This is a genomic window from Actinomadura sp. 3N407, from assembly GCF_052245875.1.
Classification (GTDB): Bacteria; Actinomycetota; Actinomycetes; order Streptosporangiales; family Streptosporangiaceae; genus Spirillospora.
In genome coordinates, this window is the sequence record NZ_JBQQBP010000007.1 from 89744 (window position 1) to 110400 (window position 20657).

The 20657-nt window shown below is 72.6% G+C and carries 7 protein-coding genes; 4 read left to right on the top strand and 3 right to left on the bottom strand.

Features of this window, described 5'->3' with window-relative positions; all coding sequences use genetic code 11:
- Nucleotides 1-17: 17 nt before the first annotated feature.
- Nucleotides 18-1373, bottom strand: a complete 1356-nt coding sequence (gene entS / locus ACTWPP_RS19215) for an enterobactin transporter EntS (RefSeq protein WP_443105660.1) — start codon at nucleotides 1371-1373, stop codon at nucleotides 18-20.
- Nucleotides 1374-1470: 97 nt separating this feature from the next.
- Between entS and panD the strand changes: the two genes are divergently transcribed.
- The 3 genes from panD (at nucleotide 1471) to ACTWPP_RS19230 (ending at nucleotide 5367) form a co-directional block, all read left to right on the top strand.
- Nucleotides 1471-1878 carry an aspartate 1-decarboxylase gene (gene panD, locus ACTWPP_RS19220; RefSeq protein ID WP_443105661.1) on the top strand — a complete coding sequence of 136 codons (408 nt, stop codon included), beginning with the start codon at nucleotides 1471-1473 and terminating at the stop codon, nucleotides 1876-1878.
- A 2-nt stretch (nucleotides 1879-1880) separates the two neighbouring features.
- Nucleotides 1881-3449: a (2,3-dihydroxybenzoyl)adenylate synthase gene (locus tag ACTWPP_RS19225; RefSeq protein WP_443105662.1), complete on the top strand. Its 1569-nt coding sequence runs from the start codon at nucleotides 1881-1883 to the stop codon at nucleotides 3447-3449.
- 478 nt (nucleotides 3450-3927) lie between these two features.
- Nucleotides 3928-5367: a DUF222 domain-containing protein gene (locus tag ACTWPP_RS19230; protein WP_443105663.1), complete on the top strand. Its 1440-nt coding sequence runs from the start codon at nucleotides 3928-3930 to the stop codon at nucleotides 5365-5367.
- Nucleotides 5368-5493: 126 nt separating this feature from the next.
- Here the strand turns inward: ACTWPP_RS19230 and ACTWPP_RS19235 are convergent, their stop codons facing one another.
- Together ACTWPP_RS19235 and ACTWPP_RS19240 are read right to left on the bottom strand one after the other, a co-directional pair.
- Nucleotides 5494-6192: an alpha/beta fold hydrolase gene (locus ACTWPP_RS19235; RefSeq protein ID WP_443105664.1), complete on the bottom strand. Its 699-nt coding sequence runs from the start codon at nucleotides 6190-6192 to the stop codon at nucleotides 5494-5496.
- 665 nt (nucleotides 6193-6857) lie between these two features.
- Nucleotides 6858-8198, bottom strand: a complete 1341-nt coding sequence (locus ACTWPP_RS19240) for a salicylate synthase (RefSeq protein ID WP_443105665.1) — start codon at nucleotides 8196-8198, stop codon at nucleotides 6858-6860.
- Nucleotides 8199-8322: 124 nt separating this feature from the next.
- On the opposite strand from ACTWPP_RS19240, the gene ACTWPP_RS19245 reads away from it, so the two are divergent.
- Complete coding sequence (locus ACTWPP_RS19245; RefSeq protein WP_443105666.1) at nucleotides 8323-20484, top strand: amino acid adenylation domain-containing protein; 12162 nt, start codon at nucleotides 8323-8325, stop codon at nucleotides 20482-20484.
- The last annotated feature ends 173 nt before the right edge of the window (nucleotides 20485-20657 follow it).

Here is a 20657-nt window from a genome sequence, read left to right on the forward strand (position 1 = left end):
ACGAGCCGGAGCCGGGATCAGCTCGGTTCCGGCCGTGGCGCCGTCTCCGGCTCGGGCTTCGTTTCGGGTCCCGGTTCGGGCTTCGTTTCGGGTCCTGGTTCGGGCTTCGATTCTGGGCTCGGTTCGGATTTCTTTTGGGGTTTCGGCCGGATGGTCGCGGTGCGCAGCCCGGTGAGGGTCAGCGCCAGCACGAGCGCGAGAGCGGCGCTGACCGCCCCGTAGACCACGATGGCCGCGCCCGGCGCCAGGTAACGGCCGAGAGCCCCGGCACCCAGCGACCCGATGGCGCCGCCGCCCGTTTCCTGCGCGGCCCACAGCGCGTTGACACGTCCCAGGTGCGAGTCGGGCGTGTGCGACTGGATCAGCCCGTACCGCAGGATCTCCTCGACCGACTCGACGAACCCGTACGCGAACAGGATCGCGACGGCGAGCGCGGGGTGACGGGCAAAGCCCAGGCAGGCGAGCGCCGTGAAGCCCGTGACGGACGCGACGAGCAGCGCGAGCCCCGGCCGCTGGAACGACCCGGCCCAGCCGCTGGTCACGGACGCCAGAACCGCCCCGCAGGCCGGCGCGGCGAACAGCAGCCCGACCGTGGTGGGCCCGCCGTCCAGGCTGTGCGTCGCGAACGCGGGCATCAGAACCGGAATTCCGCCCGCGACCATGAACAGCAGGCCGAGAAGCATGAGGGAACCGACCACACGATGCGAGGCGACGAAGCGGAAACCGTCCCCGATGGCCTTCAGCGGATTCGTCTCCGGCTCGTCGTCGACGGCCGGCTTGAGCGGCGGCAGCCCGACCAGCAGGGCGATCGTGCCGAGGGTCCCGGCCGCCGCGGCGGCGTAGTTCCACCCGACGCCGAACGCCGACACGACGAGCCCGCCGAGCGCGGGCGACGCCATCGACCCGAGCCGGACGGTCAGCGCGTTCAGCGCCCCCGCCGCCACCAGCTTGTCCGGCGCCACCAGGGACGGCGTCGCGGCCAGCAGGGCGGTGACGCTGACACCGGTCGCGAGGCCGTCCCACGCCGCCAGCACGTACAGGGCGGCGAGCGACGGGGACGGCAGGAAGGCGTTGACCGCCAGCAGGACGAATCCCACACCGGCGGCCGTCCGGGCGCGCAGCATCAGCCGCCGCCGGTCGTACCGGTCCGCCAGCACCCCGCCCCACAGGAAACCCGCGAGAAGCGCGAAACCCTCGGCGGCGGCCACCGCGCCGACGTGCACGGTCGACCCCGTCAGCGCATAGACCTGCACCGGCAGCGCGACCGCCAGCATGCCGATCCCGAAGACCGAGACGGTGCGGGCGATGAACACATTGCGGAACGGCCTGCTGTCGCGCAACGGACCGATGTCCATCACCAGTCGCCGGAGCATCGTCGGGGGTTCTCCTCTGCCGCGGTGTAGCTAAGTGCCGGGGGAAGTAGCTAAGGTAAGCCTAGCCTTAGTTGGTCTTGAGGAAGAGGGCGAACCGGTGCAGCGGATGCTGATGAACGGAAAGATCCACCGTGCGACCGTGACCCAGGCGGACCTGCATTACGTGGGCTCCCTGACGATCGACGCGGACCTGATGGAGGCCGCGGACATCGTCGAGGGCGAACAGGTCCATGTCGTCGACATCACCAACGGCTCCCGTCTCGTCACCTACGCCATCACCGGCGAGGCGGGCAGCGGCGTCATCGGAATCAACGGCGCGGCGGCCCGCCAGGTCCAGCCCGGCGACATGGTCATCATCATCACCTACACGTCCGTGGACGACGCCGCCCGGGACCGCCACGAGCCCCGCGTCGTCCACGTCGACGCCGCCAACCGCATCGTCGCACTCGGCTCCGACCCGGCCGAACCGGTCCCCGGCGCCCCGGCCCAGCTCGCCGGGCGGTGACCGTGGACGGCTTCACTCCCTGGCCAGAGGAACTGGAAGCGCGCTACAAGGCCGAGGGCTACTGGACCGACCGCCTCCTGGGCGACGTCCTGCGCGGCGACCCGGACCGGACCGCCCTGATCGCCGGCGACGACCGCCTCACCTACGCAGAACTCGACGACCGCGCCTCCCGCACCGCCGCCGGCTTCCTCCGGCTCGGCCTTCGCCGCGGCGACCGAATCGTCGTCCAGATCCCGAACACCACGGGCTTCGTCGTCGCGTTCCTCGCCCTGGTGCGGATCGGCGCCGCGCCCGTCCTCGCCCTCCCCGCCCACCGTGAGAGCGAGATCCGCTACCTGTGCGAGCTGTCCGAGGCGCGCGCCTACATCTGCGCCGACCGCGACGGCGACTTCGACTACCGCACGATGGCCCGCACCCTCCCCGTCGAGCATGTGATCGTGGACGGCGACGCAGCGGAGTTCACCGCGCTCGCCTCGATCGATGCCGACCCGGTGGAGGTCGACGGTCCCGCCCCGTCCGACATCGGCGTCTTCCTGCTGTCCGGTGGCACCACGGGCCTTCCGAAGCTCATCCCGCGGACGCACCGCGACTACGTCTACAACCTGGAGGCCAGCGCGGGCGTCTGCGGCTTCACGCGCGACACCGTCTACCTGGTCGTCCTCCCCGCCGCCCACAACTTCGCCCTGGCCTGCCCCGGCATCCTCGGCGTCTTCGCCAACGGCGGCACGGTCGTCCTGTCCCCGTCCGGCTCCCCGGACGAGGCCTTCCCGCTCATCGAACGCGAACGGGCGACGGTGTGTGCGATGGTCCCGCCGATCGCCCTCCTCTGGCTGGACGCCGTGACATGGTCGGAAGAGGACGTGTCCTCGCTCGAACTGCTCCAGGTCGGCGGCGCCAAGTTCGCCGCCGAACGCGCCGCCGAGGTGCCGGAGGTCCTCGGCTGCCAGGTCCAGCAGGTCTTCGGCATGGCCGAGGGCCTGCTCAACTACACCCGCCTGGACGACCCCCGCGACCTCGTGGAACGAACCCAGGGCCGCCCGCTGTCCCCGGCCGACGAGATCCGCGTGGTGGACGCCGACGGCAAGCAGGTCGCGCCCGGTGAAGTGGGGGAACTCCTCACCCGTGGCCCGTACACCCTCCGCGGCTACTACCGCGCGCCCGAGCACAACGCCCGCTCGTTCACCCCGGACGGCTTCTACCGCACCGGCGACCTCGTCCGCGAACTCCCGTCCGGCCACCTGATCGTCGAGGGCCGCGAGAAGGACCAGATCAACCGCGGCGGCGACAAGATCTCCGCCGAGGAGCTCGAGAATCATCTCCTGGCCCACTCCGCGATCCACGACGCCGCGGTGGTCGGGCTGCCCGACCCGATGATGGGCGAACGCACTTGCGCGTTCCTCATCATCAGGGAGGGCGGTAAGGCCCCCGCCCTTCGGGAGATCAAGGACTTCCTACGCGAGCGAGGCGTCGCCGCGTACAAGTTCCCGGATCGTATTGAGCTGGTGGATTCCTTCCCGCGCACGCCGGTCGGCAAGATCAGCAAGAAGGTGCTCGGCGCGAGTGTCGGCTGAGATTGTTCAGTGGAGTCTTCGTCGCGCGGGAATGGCTGTTGATCGGGGCGATAGCTGGTCATCAGCTGATCGCTAATCGGTTGCTGAGCGGTCGCTAGTCGGTTGCTAGTCGGTTGCTGAGCGGTTGCTGATCTTGCTGATCGGTTGCTGGCTGGTTGCTCAGTCGTCGTTCCGTTTGGTGTTTCGAGAATTGGTTATTCGGCGGTGGGGGCGGCGCAGCGTACGGGGCAGGCTACGCCTGCCCCGCCTGGTCGCGCCGCCCCCACCGCCCAGCCACGGACCGCCAAGTCATGGGCCGCCAAGTCATGGATCGCCAAGTCATGGGCCGGTCGGTTAGAACTGGCGAGGGGGAATGGTCTATTTGTGCTTTATGGCCGCTTCCCGGCGTCCCGCCGACTATCTGTTTGGTGACAAAAATCCAACCCTGATCCAGGTCGTCAGGCCGTATCGTGATGCTGGGATGCGCTATCATTCGTACATGTGTTCGATGACGATCGGCCTCGATGAAGCGTCCACCATGGAATTGGTGGACGCCCTTTCGAAGATCGCCACCGAACTCGCCGGGCGTGCCGCACCCGAATCCGCGGCGGCGTGCCTGGAACTCACCGAAACTCTCGCCGCCGCCACCGACAAGCAGGAGGCCGCCCTCGCCGGATTCATCGGCGTGGTGGACAACGGCGGCGAAGTCCGGCGATGGGGATACCCGTCAACGCAGTCTTGGCTGCGCAACCGGCTCGGCATGCGCGACTCCCGCGCCAAGGAACGTCTCACCCTGGCCCGCCAACGGCACCGCCTGGCCGAGATGACCGGCCGGTGGGCATCGGGGTCGCTGTCCTTCGGGTACGCCGCCACCATCGCCGGTGCGGTCGCCCGCCTGGACGAGACCGACTCCGCCGCCGCCGAAGAGATCCTGCTCGGCATGGTCGATCAGGACTTCTCCGCGGGAAAGGTCGCCTCGTTCGGACGCCGTATCCGTGACGTCATCGCCGAACGCGACGGTACAGAGACTCCCGATGCCGACTCCCGGCACGGGTATGAGCGGTCCTGGATCGACTCCACCCGGTCGCTGGACGGCGGCCGATACATCAAGGGCTGGCTGAACGCCGAAGACACCGCGATCTGGGACGGCACCCTCGGCCCGCTGGCCAAGCCGGCCGGTTCCGACGACCGCCGTGACCTGTCGGAACGCATGGCGGCCGCGCTGTCGAGTGTGCTGTCGGGCGGGCACAAGGCCACCAAGGTCACCGTCGTCTGCGATCTGGACACCCTCACCGGCGGTCAGGCGCCCGGGCGGCTCACCGACGGGACGCCCATTCCCGCCGTCCAGGCCCGCCGTATCGCGCTCAGCGCCGGGGTCTCGCCGCTGCTGCTGGGACGCGGCCACCTGCCGCTCTACCTCGGGCACCGGGAACGGTTCGCCACCTCGGGCCAGCGCCGCGTCCTGGAAGCCCTCTACCCCACCTGTGCGGTCCAGGGCTGCGAAGTCCCCGGCACATTGTGCGAGGTCGATCATGTGCACGGCTGGGCGCTCGGCAACAGCCCCACCGACATCGACCAGCTCGCCCTGACCTGCGGCTGGCACAACCGCTGGAAGGCTGGCAACCCAGCTCAAGTCACCATTACCAAGAACTTGGACGGCCGCTACAGCTACCGCGTCCTGCCTCCCGACGGCGCGGGCCTCACCCCTCAGCCGGTTTGGCCGTCGGCCGACGCTCCCCGGCCCGTTGCGTCACACGCCCCATCGGACAGTTCACCGGACGCCGGGCAGAGCACCCCGAACCTGTGGGACCAGCCGCCAATATCGACTACAGCCCGCGCACCCCACCGGGATCGGCTCCGTCGTCGGTACGCGCACACCAGGGGCGGGCCCACCCGCCAGCGACGGCTCCGCGGACAACGTGAAACCGGTGGTCCCTGACCAGCCCAATCCCTTTGGACCGCACCCACCACTCGCCGGCGCGGAGCCCCTGTTGATAACGGCGCCCGGTCGGTAGCGGCGCCCTGCCCAGGTCTCGGCATCCGGTGCTGTCGCCCGTGATGTTGTTCAGCCGTTGGGCTGATCGGCGACCTCGGCTACTAGCGACACGACGTCGGGGAGGTGATCCGAAGTGGTCAGGTGGCCCATGGCGGGGAAGACCCGCAGGTCGAGGTCCATGGTCCGGCGCAGTGCCGGTGCGAGCCGCCGAGGTGGGAGGAACCGGTCATGCTCTCCCGCCCCGACAACGCAGGGCTGGTCGGCGCGGCGGGCCGGCAGTTCGGCCGGCAGGGGCGGCGGGGCCAGGGTGGTGCGGCAACTGGCGGCCATGAGGGTCATCCATTTCACTTCGGTCTCAGGCGGGTCCTCACCGGGGGCGACGAACAACCGGAGCATGCGGCGGGTGTGTTCGGCCGTGGGACGCAGCAGCCACCGGGCGGAAGCCAACGCCAGTGTCGGGTCCACCGTGAGACGGATGAAACCGGCGAAAGAGACGAGCGCCCGCGCCGCGATCCGGGGTGAGTCGGCGGCCAGGGCCACCGCCGCTCCCAGCGAGTTGCCCACCAGCACAACCCGGTCCAGGTCCGCGACCTCCAGGACCTCGTCCAGGACCCGGCCGTACCAGGCCAACCGGCCGCGCCGAGGCCGGTATGGGTCGCTGAGCCCGGGCTGACCGGGCAGATCCACCACCGTGGTCGCCCAGCGCGCCGGCAGCGCCCGGAGCCACGGCAAGGCCACCGCGGCGTTGAAGCCCGTGCCGGGCACCACGACGATCCGCGGCTCTCCGCGTCCGGCCGACGCTGGTGTCCACCGTCGCAGTCGTGAGTGGGAAGTCGGCCCGCGCCAACGCGTCCGAACACCACTGCCGTACCGCGAGTCGGCCGCTCGAACTCTTGTACACGCTGGGCACTGCGCCAGCGTGCCCGACGCCACAGGGTCCGTCCAGCCTCCCGACTCCACCAGTGATGCCGGATCTCCGAGGACCGTCCACGTGTGGATCGAAGGCGCATATCCGCAAGTCGTCCCCCCGGAACCGTTGCCGACTGCGGCGGCGCCCGACCTTGCCGGGACGGAGACTCTGCCCCCGCCTTGGCGTCGGACGCAACGGCCGCCGCTGACGATGACCCGGCCGGGCCGGACGACCGCTCTCCAAGGGACGGCCCCCGGCATCTCCGGCTTCCTCGCCGCCTACGGTCTTCGGGCGCATCCGGTCGGCCGGATGCGCCCGAAGCTTGGCGTCGCGCCGACGCGCCGGGTATGGCCAGGGCGCGGGTCAGCCCCTCCTGCTGTCTTCGAGTCTTTCGAGTACTGCGAGTACTGCGAGTACTTCGACAAGGCTTCATCGGCCGTCCGGTGGCCTCGCCGCCCGACATCGCGTTGTCATCGAATGCAACGTCGGCGTCCGGGGAGGCGGCATCCAGCGGCCGGTTCGCTTAGATGAGGGGGACTACGTGGGGGGCGATGCTGGAGAATTTCTCGCAGGTTTCCTCGTATTCGCGGTCCGGGGTCGAGGCGCTGACTATGCCGGCGCCTGCGCGGAGCCAGGCGCGGCCGTCTTCGTTGTAGAGGGCGCGTAGGACGAGTGCCGAGTCGAGGGCGCCGTTGTGGGAGACGGTGACGACGGCGCCCGAATAGAGGCCGCGGCGTTCCTCCAGGCGGGTGATGGCCTCGATCGCCTCGGGCTTCGGGATGCCGGACGCGGTGACGCCGGGGAACAGGGCGTCCAGGACGTCCCACGCTGTGCGGCCGGGGGCGAGGACGCCGCTGACGCTGGAACCGAGGTGCTGGACGCTGCCCCGTTCCTTCACGGTCATGAAGCCGGTGACCTGGACGGTTCCGGGGTCGCAGACCCGGTACAGCTCGTCCTGTGAGGTGCGGACGGAGACGGCGTGCTCGTAGATTTCCTTGGGGTCGGTTTCCAGGTCGTGGCGGGTGCGCGCGTCGGCGTCGGTGCCGAGGCCGAACGCGCGGGTGCCGGCGAGTGGCTGCGTCATGACGCGGCCTTCGGCGTCGACGCTCGCGAGGACTTCGGGGCTGAAACCGGTGGCCTGGAAGCCGCGGAGGTCGAGCAGGAACGAGCGCGCCGGGGTGTTCGCGCGGCGGCCGCGCACGTAGGTCGACACGACGTCGACGGGGTAAGAGATGTCCAGCCTCCGGGACACAATGACCTTCTGGTAGCGGCCCGCGTTGATATCGGCCACCGCTTCGGCGACCCGTGCGCGGTAACGGTCGCCGTCGACTCGGACGTCGACCGGGGACGGGACGCCCGCGGGTGGTGCGTCGGCATCGGTCAGCAGCTTGGCGACCTGTTCCGTCTCGGCCGTGTCGATGCCGGTGATGGTGGCGCGGCCGTCCTGGGCCCGGACCTCGGTGCGGGGGACGATCAGGTGCGCGAGGCGCCCGGCGGGACGGGACGCGGCGAACTCGAACGCGAGCCAGCCGTAGGCGGTCCAGGTGGGGAGCGGTGCTTCGGCGAAGGTGTCGCGGAGCGCGTCGGCGGGCCGTCCCGTCCAGGAGCGGCTGGTGGGGGGCTGGTCCGGCCAGTGGGCGTGGACGGTTTCGGTGTCGAGGACGACCTCGCCGAGCGTGCCGCCCGCGAACGTCCACGAGCCGGGTCTCTCGTATACGACGTAGTCGTCGAACAGCCCGGATCCGGCCAGCCGGGACATGAGCGTGAGCGGGTCCGAGGTGTACTCGACCACCAGCTCGGTGAGTGTCGCATCAGTGCGCAGGCCATCGGTGTGCAGGCCATCAGCGCGCAGAGCAGAGGACAAGGCAGCCAACTCCCTTTCGCGGGCCGGGACGTCCCAAACTTAGGTAAGGCTAACCTTGTGTGATTTTCATAGGCAAGGCTAACCTAACCGGCGGTGGCGAAGCCGACGAACGAAAGAGTTGAGCGTGCAGGAGCAGACGACGACGGCACGGCGACGCGAACTGATGCGGCGGATGATGGCCGAGGCGGGTCTCGGCCCGGACACCGCCGGGCTCACCCCACGAAGGTCCGGCGGGCCGGCGCCCCTGTCGTACGCACAGCAGAGCATGTGGCTGCACCACCGCACGTTCCCGGACAGTCCCGCCTACAACGTGTGCCTGCTCGTCCGCATGTCGGGGCCGCTCGACACGGGCGCGTTCCGTGAGGCTCTGCGCGGGCTGATCCGGCGCCACGCCGTCCTCCGGACGACCTACGCGGATCGGGAGGACGCCGGTCCCGTGCAGGTCGTCGGTGAGGACGATTCGCTGGACCTGACGCCGGTCGAGTGCTCGGACGCCGGCGGGCGGGCGGGGGAACTGGCGGCGATGCCGTTCGACCTGCGGAACGAGCGGCCCATCCGGCTTGAGCTGCTCCGGCTCGGCGAGGACGAGCACGCGCTCGTTCTCGTGGTGCATCACATCGCGTGGGACGGCATGACGTGGGGTTCGCTGTCGCGTGACCTGTCGGCGCTCTACCGCGCGGCCGTGACGGGGGAGCCGGACGGGCTGCCTGAGCTGGACGTCCAGTACGCCGACTACGCCGAGTGGGAGCAGCGGCGGCCGGTCGACGAGGACGCACTCGCGTACTGGCGCGCCCGTCTCGATCCGCCGCCCGCGCCTCTCGACCTGCCCGCCGACCATCCGCGCGGCGCCGGGGTCTCCGAGCGGGGCGGACGCCGGGCGCGGCTCTTCGACGACGCCGTGACGGAGGGGATGAAGAAGCTCGCCGCCGAGGAGAACATCACCCCGTTCACGGTGATGCTCGCCGCCTACGCCGTCCTCCTGCACCGCTACACCGGCGCCGACGACGTGGCGATCGGGTCGGCGGTGATGAACCGGGAGCACGCCGGGATCGAGCGGCTCGTCGGCAACTTCGGCAACACGCTCGTGATGCGGACGGACCTCTCGGGCGCGCCGACGTTCCGGGAGGCCCTGCGCCGCACCAGCCGGACGTGCGCGGAAGGCTTCGCGCACCAGGCGCTGCCCTACGACCGCATCGTTCAGGAGTTGCGGCCGGCTCGCGGGAGGGGGCGTTCCGCGTTCTTCGACACCATGCTGCTGTTCCTCGCCCAGGAGATCGGCGAGCTCGACCTGCCCGGTGTCACGTCGAGCTGGACGCACGTCCACAACGGCACCACGCACTTCGACCTGTCGCTGGAGGCGTTCGTCAGGCCGCAGGGCATGACGGTCGAGGCGACGTTCCGCCGCGAGTTGTTCGACGACGAGCGCATCGACGCGCTGCTCGGGCACCTGGAGACGCTCCTGAACGACGCGCTCGCCGATCCCGACCGTCCGATCGGCGCGCTGGAGATCATGGACGCCGGTGAGCGCGCACTGATCGAGGACGCGAACGCCACCGGCCGTCCCGTTCCGGACACGAACGTGGTCGCGTTGTTCGAGGAGCAGGTGGCGCGCGCACCGGATGTGACGGCGATCGAAGCGGGAGAGGAGTCGCTCACCTACGCCGAGCTCGATGTGCGGTCGTCGGCGCTCGCGGCGGAACTCCGCGCGCGGGGCGCCGGGCCGGAGAGCGTGGTCGCGCTCGCTCTGCCGCGCACGCCCGATCTGCCGGTGGCCCTGCTCGGCGTCCTGAAGGCGGGTGCCGCGTACCTGCCGCTCGACCTGGACCATCCCGCCGACCGGCTCGCCTACATGCTGGACGACGCCGGGCCTCTGTGCGCGGTCGTCACCAGCGAGACCGCGAACCTGCTGCCAGAGGGGACCGGCCTCCTCGTTCTCGATGGTGATCGACATGACGCGCCGGCGGTGCCGTCCGCCGAACCGCGCGGGGACGACCTCGCCTACGTCATCTACACCTCCGGGTCGACCGGGCGTCCCAAGGGTGTCGCCATCCCGCACGGTGCACTGACCAACTTCCTGCTGACGACGCGCTCGCAAGTGAACCTCGGCGAGGGCGACCGGCTCGTCGCGGTGACGACGATCGCGTTCGACATCGCCGCCCTGGAGCTGTTCGCTCCGCTCATCAGCGACGCGACGGTCGTCCTCGCCGGGCGGAAGGCCGTCCGTGACCCCGCCGCGCTCGCCGTCCTGCTGGAGGACGCCACCGTCGTGCAGGGCACCCCGTCGCTGCTCGGCACGCTCGACCCCGCCGCGCTGAAGGGGCTGCGGGTGCTGGTCGGCGGTGAGGCGCTGCCCGCCGCGCTCGCCGGGTCCCTTGAGGCGTCGGCGTCGCTCGCGACCAACATGTACGGGCCGACGGAGGCGACGATCTGGGCGACGTCCGCCGACCTGCCCGCGTCCGGCATCGGCGGCCCGTTCTGGAACACCCGGGCGCACGTCCTGGACGCGTCGCTTCGTCCCGTCCCGCCCGGTGTGCCCGGCGAGCTGTATCTGGCGGGCGCGCAGCTCGCCCGCGGCTACGTCGGCCGCCCCGACCTGACGGCGGAACGGTTCGTCGCCGACCCGTTCGGCCCGCCCGGCTCCCGCATGTACCGGACGGGCGACCTGGCGCGGCGCGGCCGGGACGGGACCATCGAGTACCTCGGCCGCACCGACGACCAGGTGAAGATCCGCGGGTTCCGGATCGAGCCCGCCGAGGCGCAGGCCGTCCTGGCCGCGCGGCCGGGCGTCGCGCAGGCCGCCGTCGTCGTGCGCGAGGACCGCCCCGGCGAACCCCGGCTCGTGGGCTACTACGTCCCCGAAGGCGACCCGGACGCGGCCGGACTGCGGGACGCGCTCGCCGAGGCGCTTCCCGAGTACATGGTGCCGTCCGCCCTCGTCGCCCTGGAGGCGCTGCCTCGGACGGTCAACGGCAAGCTCGACCGCGCCGCGCTCCCCGCCCCCGAGGCCCTGCGGTCAGCAAGCGCGGCCTCCCGGGCGCCGCGCGACGCCCGGGAGGCCGCGCTCTGCGCGATCTTCGCGGAGCTGCTCGGGGTCGAGGGGATCGGCGTCGACGACGACTTCTTCGCCCTCGGCGGGCACTCGCTGCTCGCCACCCGCGTCGCGGCCAAGGCCCGCGCCGTCCTGGGCGGGTCGCTGTCCATCGCGGACGTGTTCGAGGCGCCGACCGTCGCCGCGCTGGCCCCGAGGCTGGTCGCGGCCGACGGGGTACGCGTCCGCGACGTCGAACGGCCGGAGATCGTCCCCGCGTCGGCCGCGCAGCGGGGGCTGTGGCTGGAGGAACGCCTCCGCGGCCCCTCCGCCTCGTACGCGCTGCCGCTCGGGCTTCGCCTCCGCGGCCCCGTGGACGAGGCCGCGCTGGACGCCGCGTTCGCCGATGTCGTCGCCCGTCATGAGGCGCTGCGCACGCTGCTCGTCGAAGGGCCGGACGGGCTGCCCGTCCAGCGCGTCCTTGAACCGGACATTCCCGTACACCTCGCGGTCCTCGACGTGCGGGCCGAGACGCCGCGGCGGCGCGCGGCCATCGAGAGGGACGCCACCGCGCACGTCTTCGACATCGGCCGGGACCTGCCGGTCCGGGGCACCCTCGTCCGGACGGCCGACGCCGAATGGTCACTGATCCTGCTGCTGCACCACGCCGCAGCCGACGAATGGTCGTTCACACCGCTGCTGGCCGATCTGGCACGCGCCTACGAGGCCCGGCGGGACGGCCGCGAACCCGGCTGGGAGCCGCTGCCCGTCCAGTACGCCGACTACGCGGCCTGGCAGCGGGAGGCGGCGCCCGACACGTCCTCCCAGCTCGACTACTGGGAGGAGACCCTCGCCGGGCTGCCGGAGGAGACCGTCCTCCCGTTCGACCGGCCGCGTCCCGCCGAGGCGAGCCACCGGGGCGGGCTCGTGCCGTTCCGGCTCCCCGCCGCCGGGGCGCGGCGGCTGGCGCGCGACACCGGCACCAGCGTCTTCATGGTCCTGCACGCCGCCGTCGCGGCGCTGCTCCAGCGGTCCGGCGCGGGCGACGACGTGGCGCTCGGGTCGCCGATCGCGGGACGCGCCGACGAGGACCTCGCCGACCTGGTCGGCGTCTTCGTCAACCCCCTCGTCCTGCGCACCGACCTGTCCGGCGACCCCACCTTCGCCGAGCTGCTCGACCGGGTGCGCCGCGCCGACCTCGCCGCGTTCTCCCACGCCGACGTCCCGTTCGAGCGGGTCGTGGACCGGCTCGCCCCCGAACGTTCGCTGGCCCGCAGCCCGCTGTTCCAGGTGATGATCGTCCACCAGCGGCTGGACGACGTGCGGCTCGCTCTGCCGGGCGTGCGCGCCGAGCCGTTCCTGCCGGAGACCGGCGGCGTGAAGTTCGACCTCGACCTGTACTTCGCCGAGGGCCCCGTCGGTGACGGGAGCGGGGAAGGCGGGGAAGGCGGGGAAGCCGGGGAAGCCGGGGAGGTCGGGGAAGCCGGGGAGGTCGAGGGGTTCGCCGCGTTCGCCGCCGACCTCTTCGACGCCGCGACCGTCGAGCGGCTCCTCCACGGATTGGGCGAGCTGCTCGCCCAGGTCACCGCCGACCCGGGGCGGAGGCTGTCGACGCTCGGCTCCGCCGTCGAGCACCCCGACACCGCCCGCGACTTCCCCGTGCGGACGGTCGCCGCCCTCGTCGAGGAGCAGGTCGCGCGCACACCCGGCAAGACCGCGGTGGTGTTCGGCGACACCGCGCTGACCTACGCCGAACTCGACCGCCGCGCCGAGGTGCTCGCCGACCGGCTCACCGCCGCCGGTGCCGGTCCCGAGCAGGTCGTCGCGCTCGCCCTGCCGCGCTCGGACGAGTTCGCCGTGGCGCTGCTCGCCGTGCTGAAGACGGGCGCGGCCTACCTGCCGGTCGACCTGGCGTACCCGCCCGCCCGGGTGGAGACGATGCTGGACGCCGTCCGGCCGCTGCTGGTCCTCGGCCGGGACGAGCCGCCACGGGACGCGCCGCGCCGCGCACGGCCGGACATCCGTCCCGACCACCCGTCCTACGTCATCTTCACGTCCGGGTCGACCGGGACGCCCAAGGCAGTCGCCGGCACCCAGCGGGCCCTCGCCAACCGGCTGGCCTGGGGCGCGGACCTCGCCGCGCCCGGCGTTCGCGTCGCCAAGAGTTCGCCCGCGTTCATCGACGGCACGACCGAGCTGCTCGGCGGCCTCGTCGCGGGCGACACCGTCGTCATCGCCGACGACGCGACCGCCGCCGACGCCGTCGCGCTGGCCGCCTTCATCGAACGGCACGGCGCCGGGTTCGTCACCCTCGTCCCGAGCCTGCTGTCGGCGCTGGTGGACAACGGCCTGCCCGCGTCGGTCACCACCTGGGTCAGCAGTGGCGAGGCGCTGCCCGCCGCGCTCGCCGGCCAGGTCCCGGCCCGGCTGGTCAACCTGTACGGGTGCTCGGAGGCCGCCGGTGACAGCCTGATCGCCCTGCCCGGCGAGGCGGCCGGGGGAGACGAGGGGGCCGGGGGACTGGTCCCCATCGCGAACACCCGCGCACACGTCCTGGACTCCTCGCTCCGCGAGGTCCCCGTCGGGGAGCTGTACCTCGCGGGTGACGGGCTGGCCCGCGGCTACCTCGGCGACCCGGCGCGCACCGCCGAGCGGTTCGTCGCGAACCCGTTCGGCCCGCCCGGCTCCCGCCTCTACCGCACCGGCGACCGGGTGCGGCGCCGCCCCGACGGCGGGCTCGACTTCCTCGGCCGCGCCGACGCCCAGATCAAGATCCGCGGCTTCCGGATCGAGCCGGGAGAGGTCGAGGCGGTGCTCGCCGCCCAGCCCGGCGTCCGGCGCGCCGCCGTCGCCGCGCACTGCGTCCGGCTCGTCGGGTACGTCGTGGGCGACATCGACACAGAGGCGCTGGACGACCGGCTCCGCGGACTGCTGCCCGGCTACCTCGTCCCGGACGAGCTGATCGTCCTGGACGAGCTTCCCCTCAACCCGAACGGCAAGGTCGACCGGCGCGCACTGCCCGAGCCGGGACGGCCCGCCGCCGGGCGGGCCCCCGCCACCGGACCGGAACGCGTCCTCGCCCGGCTCGCCGCGACCGTCCTCGGCCGCGCCGGCGCGGAAGAAGTCGGCGTCGGCGCCGACGACGACTTCTTCCGCATGGGCGGGGACAGCATCAGCGCGGCGCTCCTCGTCGCCCGCGCCCGCCGCGCCGGGCTGTCGTTCACCGTCCGGGACGTCTTCCGGCTGCGGACGGTCGAGGCCCTCGCCGCGGCGGCCGCCCCCGCCTCGGCCCCCGGACGCGCCGCCCCGGAGACCGGCACCCCCGGCGAACTGCCGCTCTCACCGCTCCAGGAGGGGCTGCTCTTCCACCTGATGCTGGCCGGTGAGGGCCGCGACATCTACGTGCAGCAGGCCGTGGTGACGCTGTCAGGGCCGGTCGACCCGGACCGGATGGCGGACGCGGTGCGCGCCGTCCTGGACAAGTTCCCCAACCTGCGGGCCGGGTTCCGGACGGACGGCGACCGCGCGGTGCAGTTCGTCCCGGACCACTTCGAGGTCCCGTGGACGCACGCCGAGGTGGCCCCGGGCGAGCTGGAGGCGTTCGTCGACGCGCAGCGCGCCGAGCCGTTCGACCCGGGTGAACCGCCGCTGATCCGGTTCGCCCTGGCGAGCCTCGGGGCGGACGACCACCGGCTGGTCCTGACCTCCGAGCTGATCCTGCTGGACGGCTGGTCGGGCGGCCTCCTCGTCACCTCGCTGCTCGACGCCTACACCGACGCCGCCGCCGAGGCCGCCCGTCCCGTCCCGCCGTTCCGCGCGTTCCTCGACTGGGTGAACGGACGCGACAAGGCCGCCGCCGTGGAGGCGTGGCGCCGCGCCCTCGACGGCTTCGACGAACCCGCCCTGGTCCGCCCGGGCCTCGTCGACCGGCCCGCCGACCTCACGACGGCGGGGGAGGTGCACCGTGCGCTGCCGCCGGGGCTCGCGGAACGCCTCGGCGCCGTCGCCCGCGACCTGGGCGTCACGCCCGGCACGCTGTTCGAGACCGCGTGGGGCCTGGTCCTGATGGGCCTGACCGGACGCGACGACGTCGTCTTCGGCGCCTCCGTGTCCGGCCGCCACCCGGACGTGGACGGCGTCGAATCCATGGTCGGCCTGCTGTTCAACACCATCCCCGTCCGGGTGCAGGCCGGTCCGGCGGACGCGCTCACCGCCGTGCTCGACCGCGTCCAGGCGGCCCGGTCGGAGCTGTTCGACCACTCGTTCGTCGCGCTCGCCGACGTCCAGCGCGCCACCGGCCTCGGCACGCTCTTCGACACGCTGTTCGTCTTCCAGAACTTCCCGGGCATGCCCACCGACCGCGGGTTCGGCCCGGACGGCGACCTCCGCGTCCTCGGACGCGAGGTCCGCGACGCCACCCACTACCCGATCACCATGGTGGTCGAGCCGGGCGCGGCGCTGCGCGTCATGTACCGGGGCGACGCGTTCACCGAGGCCGAGGCCGACCGCGTCACCGACCGGTACGTGCGGGTGCTCCAGGCGCTGGCGGAGTCGCCCGGGACGCCGTGGCACCGCCTCGACCTGCTCGTCCCCGAGGAACACGACCGCCTGCGGCGCGAGTGGGGCGAGGCGCGGCGCCCCGTCCCGGAACTGACGGTCGCCGAACTGCTCGCCGAACGCGCGGCGGAACAGCCGCACGACCCGGCCCTCGTGTCCCTCCCCGACGTCCGCCTCACCTACGGGGAGCTGAACGCCGAGGTCAACCGCCTCGCCCGTCTCCTGCTCGCGCACGGCGCCGGACCCGAACGGGTCGTCGCGCTCGCGCTGCCCCGGTCGGCGCAGATGGTCGTCGCGCTGTTCGCCGTCCTGCGCACGGGCGCCGCCTACCTGCCGCTGGAACTCGACTACCCGGCCGACCGGCTCGACTACACGCTCCGGGACGCGGCCCCGGCCTGCCTCGTCTCGCACCGCGACATCGCCGCCGGCCTCACCCACTCCGGCGCCACGCTCGCCCTGGACGACCCGGACGTCGCCCAGGCCCTCGCGGACCTGCCCGGCACCGACCCCGCCCCGGGCGAACTGCCCGGCTTCGCGCCCGGTACCCCGGGGCGCCTCGACCACCCCGCCTACGTCATCTACACGTCGGGCTCCACGGGACGTCCGAAGGGCGTGGTGACGCCCTACCGCGGCCTCACGAACATGCAGTTCAACCACCGCGCCAACATCTTCGACCCGGTGGTGGAATCGGCGGGGCGCCGGCTGCGGATCGCCCACACGGTGTCGTTCTCGTTCGACATGTCGTGGGAAGAGCTGCTCTGGCTCATCGAAGGACACGAGGTGCACGTCTGCGACGAGGAGCTGCGCCGCGACGCCGAAGCGCTCACCGCCTACCTCCGGCGGCACCGCATCGACGTCATCAACGTGACGCCGACGTACGCGCAGCAGCTCCTGGACGAGGGGCTCCTCGACGGGGGGCACCGGCCGCCGCTCGTCCTGCTCGGCGGCGAGGCCGTCCCCGCGTCGGTGTGGGACCGGCTCGCGCGGGCCGACGGCGTCCTCGGCTACAACCTGTACGGCCCGACCGAGTACACCATCAACACGCTCGGCGGCGGCACCGCGGACAGCGCCACCCCGACCGTCGGCAAGCCGATCTGGAACACCCGCGGGTACGTCCTCGACGGCCGGCTGCGTCCCGTCCCGCCCGGCGCGCCCGGCGAGCTGTACATCGCGGGCGCCGGCCTGGCCCGCGGCTACCTCGGCCGCGCCGACCTGACCGCCGAACGCTTCGTCGCCGACCCGTCCGGCTCGCCCGGTTCACGCATGTACCGGACCGGCGACCTCGTGCGGGTCCGCGACGACGGCAACATCGACTTCCTCGGCCGCACCGACGACCAGGTCAAGATCCGCGGCTACCGCGTCGAGCTGGAGGAGGTCGAGACCGCGCTCGCCGCCGAACCGGGCGTCGGGCAGGCCGCCGTCGTCGCCGCCGACACCGGGGTCGCCGGGGTGAAACGCCTGGTCGGCTACATCGTCCCGGACGGGACGCGGGAGGGCGCCGCCGACGAGCAGCTCGCCGAATGGCGGCAGATCTACGACGCCGAGTACACCGAGGTCGGCACCGTCGTCCACCAGGAGGAGTTCGCGGGCTGGGACAGCAGCTACGACGGTGCCCCGATCCCGCTGGACGACATGCGCGAATGGCGGGAGACGACCGTCGAGCGCATCCGTGCCCTGCGGCCCCGCCGCGTCCTGGAGATCGGCGTGGGCGCGGGCCTCATCCTCACCCGCCTCGCCCCCGAGAGCGAGGAGTACTGGGGGACCGACTTCTCCGAGCCCGTCATCGCCAAGCTCCGCCGAGATCTCGGCGGAGCCGCCGGGGGGCCGTCCCCCGAGGGATGGCACGACCTCGGCCCGGACTCGGCGGTGCGGCTGAGCCACCGTCCCGCCCACGACACCGGCGGCCTGCCCGAGGGGCACTTCGACACGATCGTCATCAACTCGGTGGCGCAGTACTTCCCGGGCGCCGGCTACCTCCGGGACGTCATCGGCAAGGCGATGACGCTCCTCGCACCGGGCGGGGCGCTGTTCCTCGGCGACGTCCGTGACCTGCGGACCGTCCGCTGCCTGCACGCGGCGATCCAGCTCGGACGCGGCGGCGGCGACCTCGGCGCGGTAGAGCGCGCCGTCCGGATGGAGAAGGAACTGCTGCTCGACCCCGCCTTCTTCACCGCCGTGGACGGTCCCGCACGCGTCGATGTGCTCACCAAGCGCGGCACCCGCCACAACGAGCTGACCCGGCACCGCTACGACGTCGTCCTCTGGAAGTCCGTGCCGCCCGCTCCGGAGACACCGGTCGTCGGCTGGACCACTCTCGACGACCTGGAGGCAAGGCCGCCGGGCCCATTGCGGGTCCGGGGGATTCCGGACCCCAGGCTCTCCGGTGAGGTCGCCGCCCTGCGAACCCTGCGCGACGGCGGAACCCCCGACGAGGCCCGCGAGGCGCTGTCCGCGTCACCGGAAGGCATCGAACCGGAGACGCTGCACGCGCTGTACCCGGACGCGGTCCTCACGCCGTCCGACCGGATCGGGTACTACGACGCCGTGTTCGGCGGGGGAGCGGCCGGCCTGCCGGCCGAACCCGGACGTGCGCCCGCGTCCTACGCCAACGACCCGGTCGCCGCACGCGACCACGGGATCCTTTCCGGACGGGTCCGCGAGGCGCTCAAGGGGCGGCTGCCCGGCTACATGGTGCCGAGCGCCATCATGACCCTGGACGCGCTGCCGCTGACGGTGAACGGCAAGCTCGACCGCCGCGCACTCCCCGACCCGGGGCGGGACAGGCCGCGCCGGGAGGGACGCGGCCGCGCGCCCCGCACACCCGTCGAACGGCTCCTGTGCACGCTGTTCGCCGAGGTCCTGGACGCCCCCGGCGCCGGCGTCGACGACGACTTCTTCGACCTCGGCGGCCACTCCCTGCTGGCGACCCGCCTCGTCGGCCGGGCGCGCAAGGTCCTCGGCGCCGAACTGGCGATCCGCGACCTGTTCGAGGCGCCGACCGTCGCGGAACTGGCCGGACGCGTCCACCGCAACGCCGGCCTCGAAGCGGACGCGGCGGCCCGGCCCGTCCTGGAACCGAGGGAACGCCCCGAACGCATCCCGCTGTCGTCCGCCCAGCGCCGCCTGTGGATGCTCGACCAGCTCCTCCGCGAGGACGACGGGCCGCGCGGCGCCTACCATCTGCCGCTCGCCGTCCGGCTCCGCGGCGACCTCGACCTCGCGGCCCTCGAAACCGCGATCGCCGACGTCACCGCCCGGCACGAGAGCCTGCGGACGATCTTCGCCGAGCATGACGGCGTCCCTCATCAGCGGATCCTCGATCCGGAGGAGGCGCGTCCCGTCCTGGAGGTCGCGACGTGCGCGCCCGAGGACGTCATCGCCAGGCCGTTCGACCTCGGCAAGGAGATCCCGCTGCGGGTCGCGGTGTTCCCCGAGGGCGAGCGCGAGCATCTGCTGCTCGCCGTGTTCCACCACATCGCGTTCGACGAGTGGTCGTTCGGGCCGTTCGCCCGCGACGTCGCCGAGGCGTACACGGCCCGGCTGGACGGGGCGCCGCCCGCGTGGGAGCCGCCTCCCGTCCAGTACGCCGACCACGCGCTGTGGCAGCGGGAGCTGCTCGGCGACCCGCTCGACCCCGCCAGCGTCCACGCCCGGCAGCTCGACCACTGGGCGCGCGCCCTGGCGGGCGTCCCCGAGGAGATCCCGCTGCCGGTGGACCGGCCGCGTCCCGGGACCGTCGGGCAGCGCGGCGGGACCCTGACCGCCGGCCTGCCGCCCGGCCTGGCGCGGCGGCTGCGCGGCGTCGCGCGGGACGCCGGCGCCAGCATGTTCATGGTCTGCCAGGCGGCCGTCGCGGCCCTCCTGCACCGCATGGGGGCCGGAGACGACATCCCCCTCGGCAGCCCCGTCGCGGGACGCACCGAGGAGGCCGCGCGGGACCTCGTGGGCTTCTTCGTCAACACGCTCGTCCTGCGCGCCGACGTGTCCGGCGACCCGGCGTTCACCGAGCTGCTCGCCCGCGTCCGGGAGGCCGACCTCGCGGGCCTCGCCAATCAGGACCTGCCGTTCGAGGCCGTCGTCGAGGCGCTGCGCCCGCGCCGTGTGCCCGGCCGCAACCCGCTGTTCCAGGTGATGGTCGGGTACGAGAACCAGGGCGTCGGCGATGTCCGGTTCCCCGGGCTCGAGCAGCGGGAGGCGCTGTTCGGGCCGGGCGCGGCGAAGTTCGACCTCGACTTCATCTTCCGGGAGGGGACGGACGTGCGCGACGGGACGGACACGCTCGGGCTGATCGTCGACTACTCCGCCGACCTGTTCGACCGGGACACGATCGCCGCGATGGCCGACGGCCTGATCGCCCTGCTGGGGGCGGTCGCGGCCGATCCGGGCATCAAGGTCGGCGCGCTTCCGTCCGTGCTGGCCGCACGTGCCGTGACCGCCGAGGCGGCCTCGCCCGCGTCCGCGGCCGCGACGGAGGCGGGGCGCGGCGGGGAGCTGGAGGCCCTCCTGTGCCGGATCTTCGCCGAGGAGCTCGGTGTGCCCGAGGCCGGCCCGGACGACGACTTCTTCGACCTCGGCGGCCATTCGCTGCTCGCCATGAAACTCGTCCGGCGGATCAGGAGGGAGCCCGGATGCGAATCCCTGAAGATCGCGACCTTGATGGAGGCGCCCACCGTGGCGGGGCTCCTCGCCCGGTTGCAGTGAGCGGCCCTGCAGTGGGTGCCCCTGTAGCGGGTCGCCCCGTAGTGGCCCTGCTGCAGTGAGGCGGCTCATACCCTCGCACCCATTGCATGGTTAGGTGAGGCTAACCTAAGATCTCGGTCGAAAACCCCTGTATTCCTGGCTCCCCTGAGAGATGTGGAAGGACACCGGTCCTC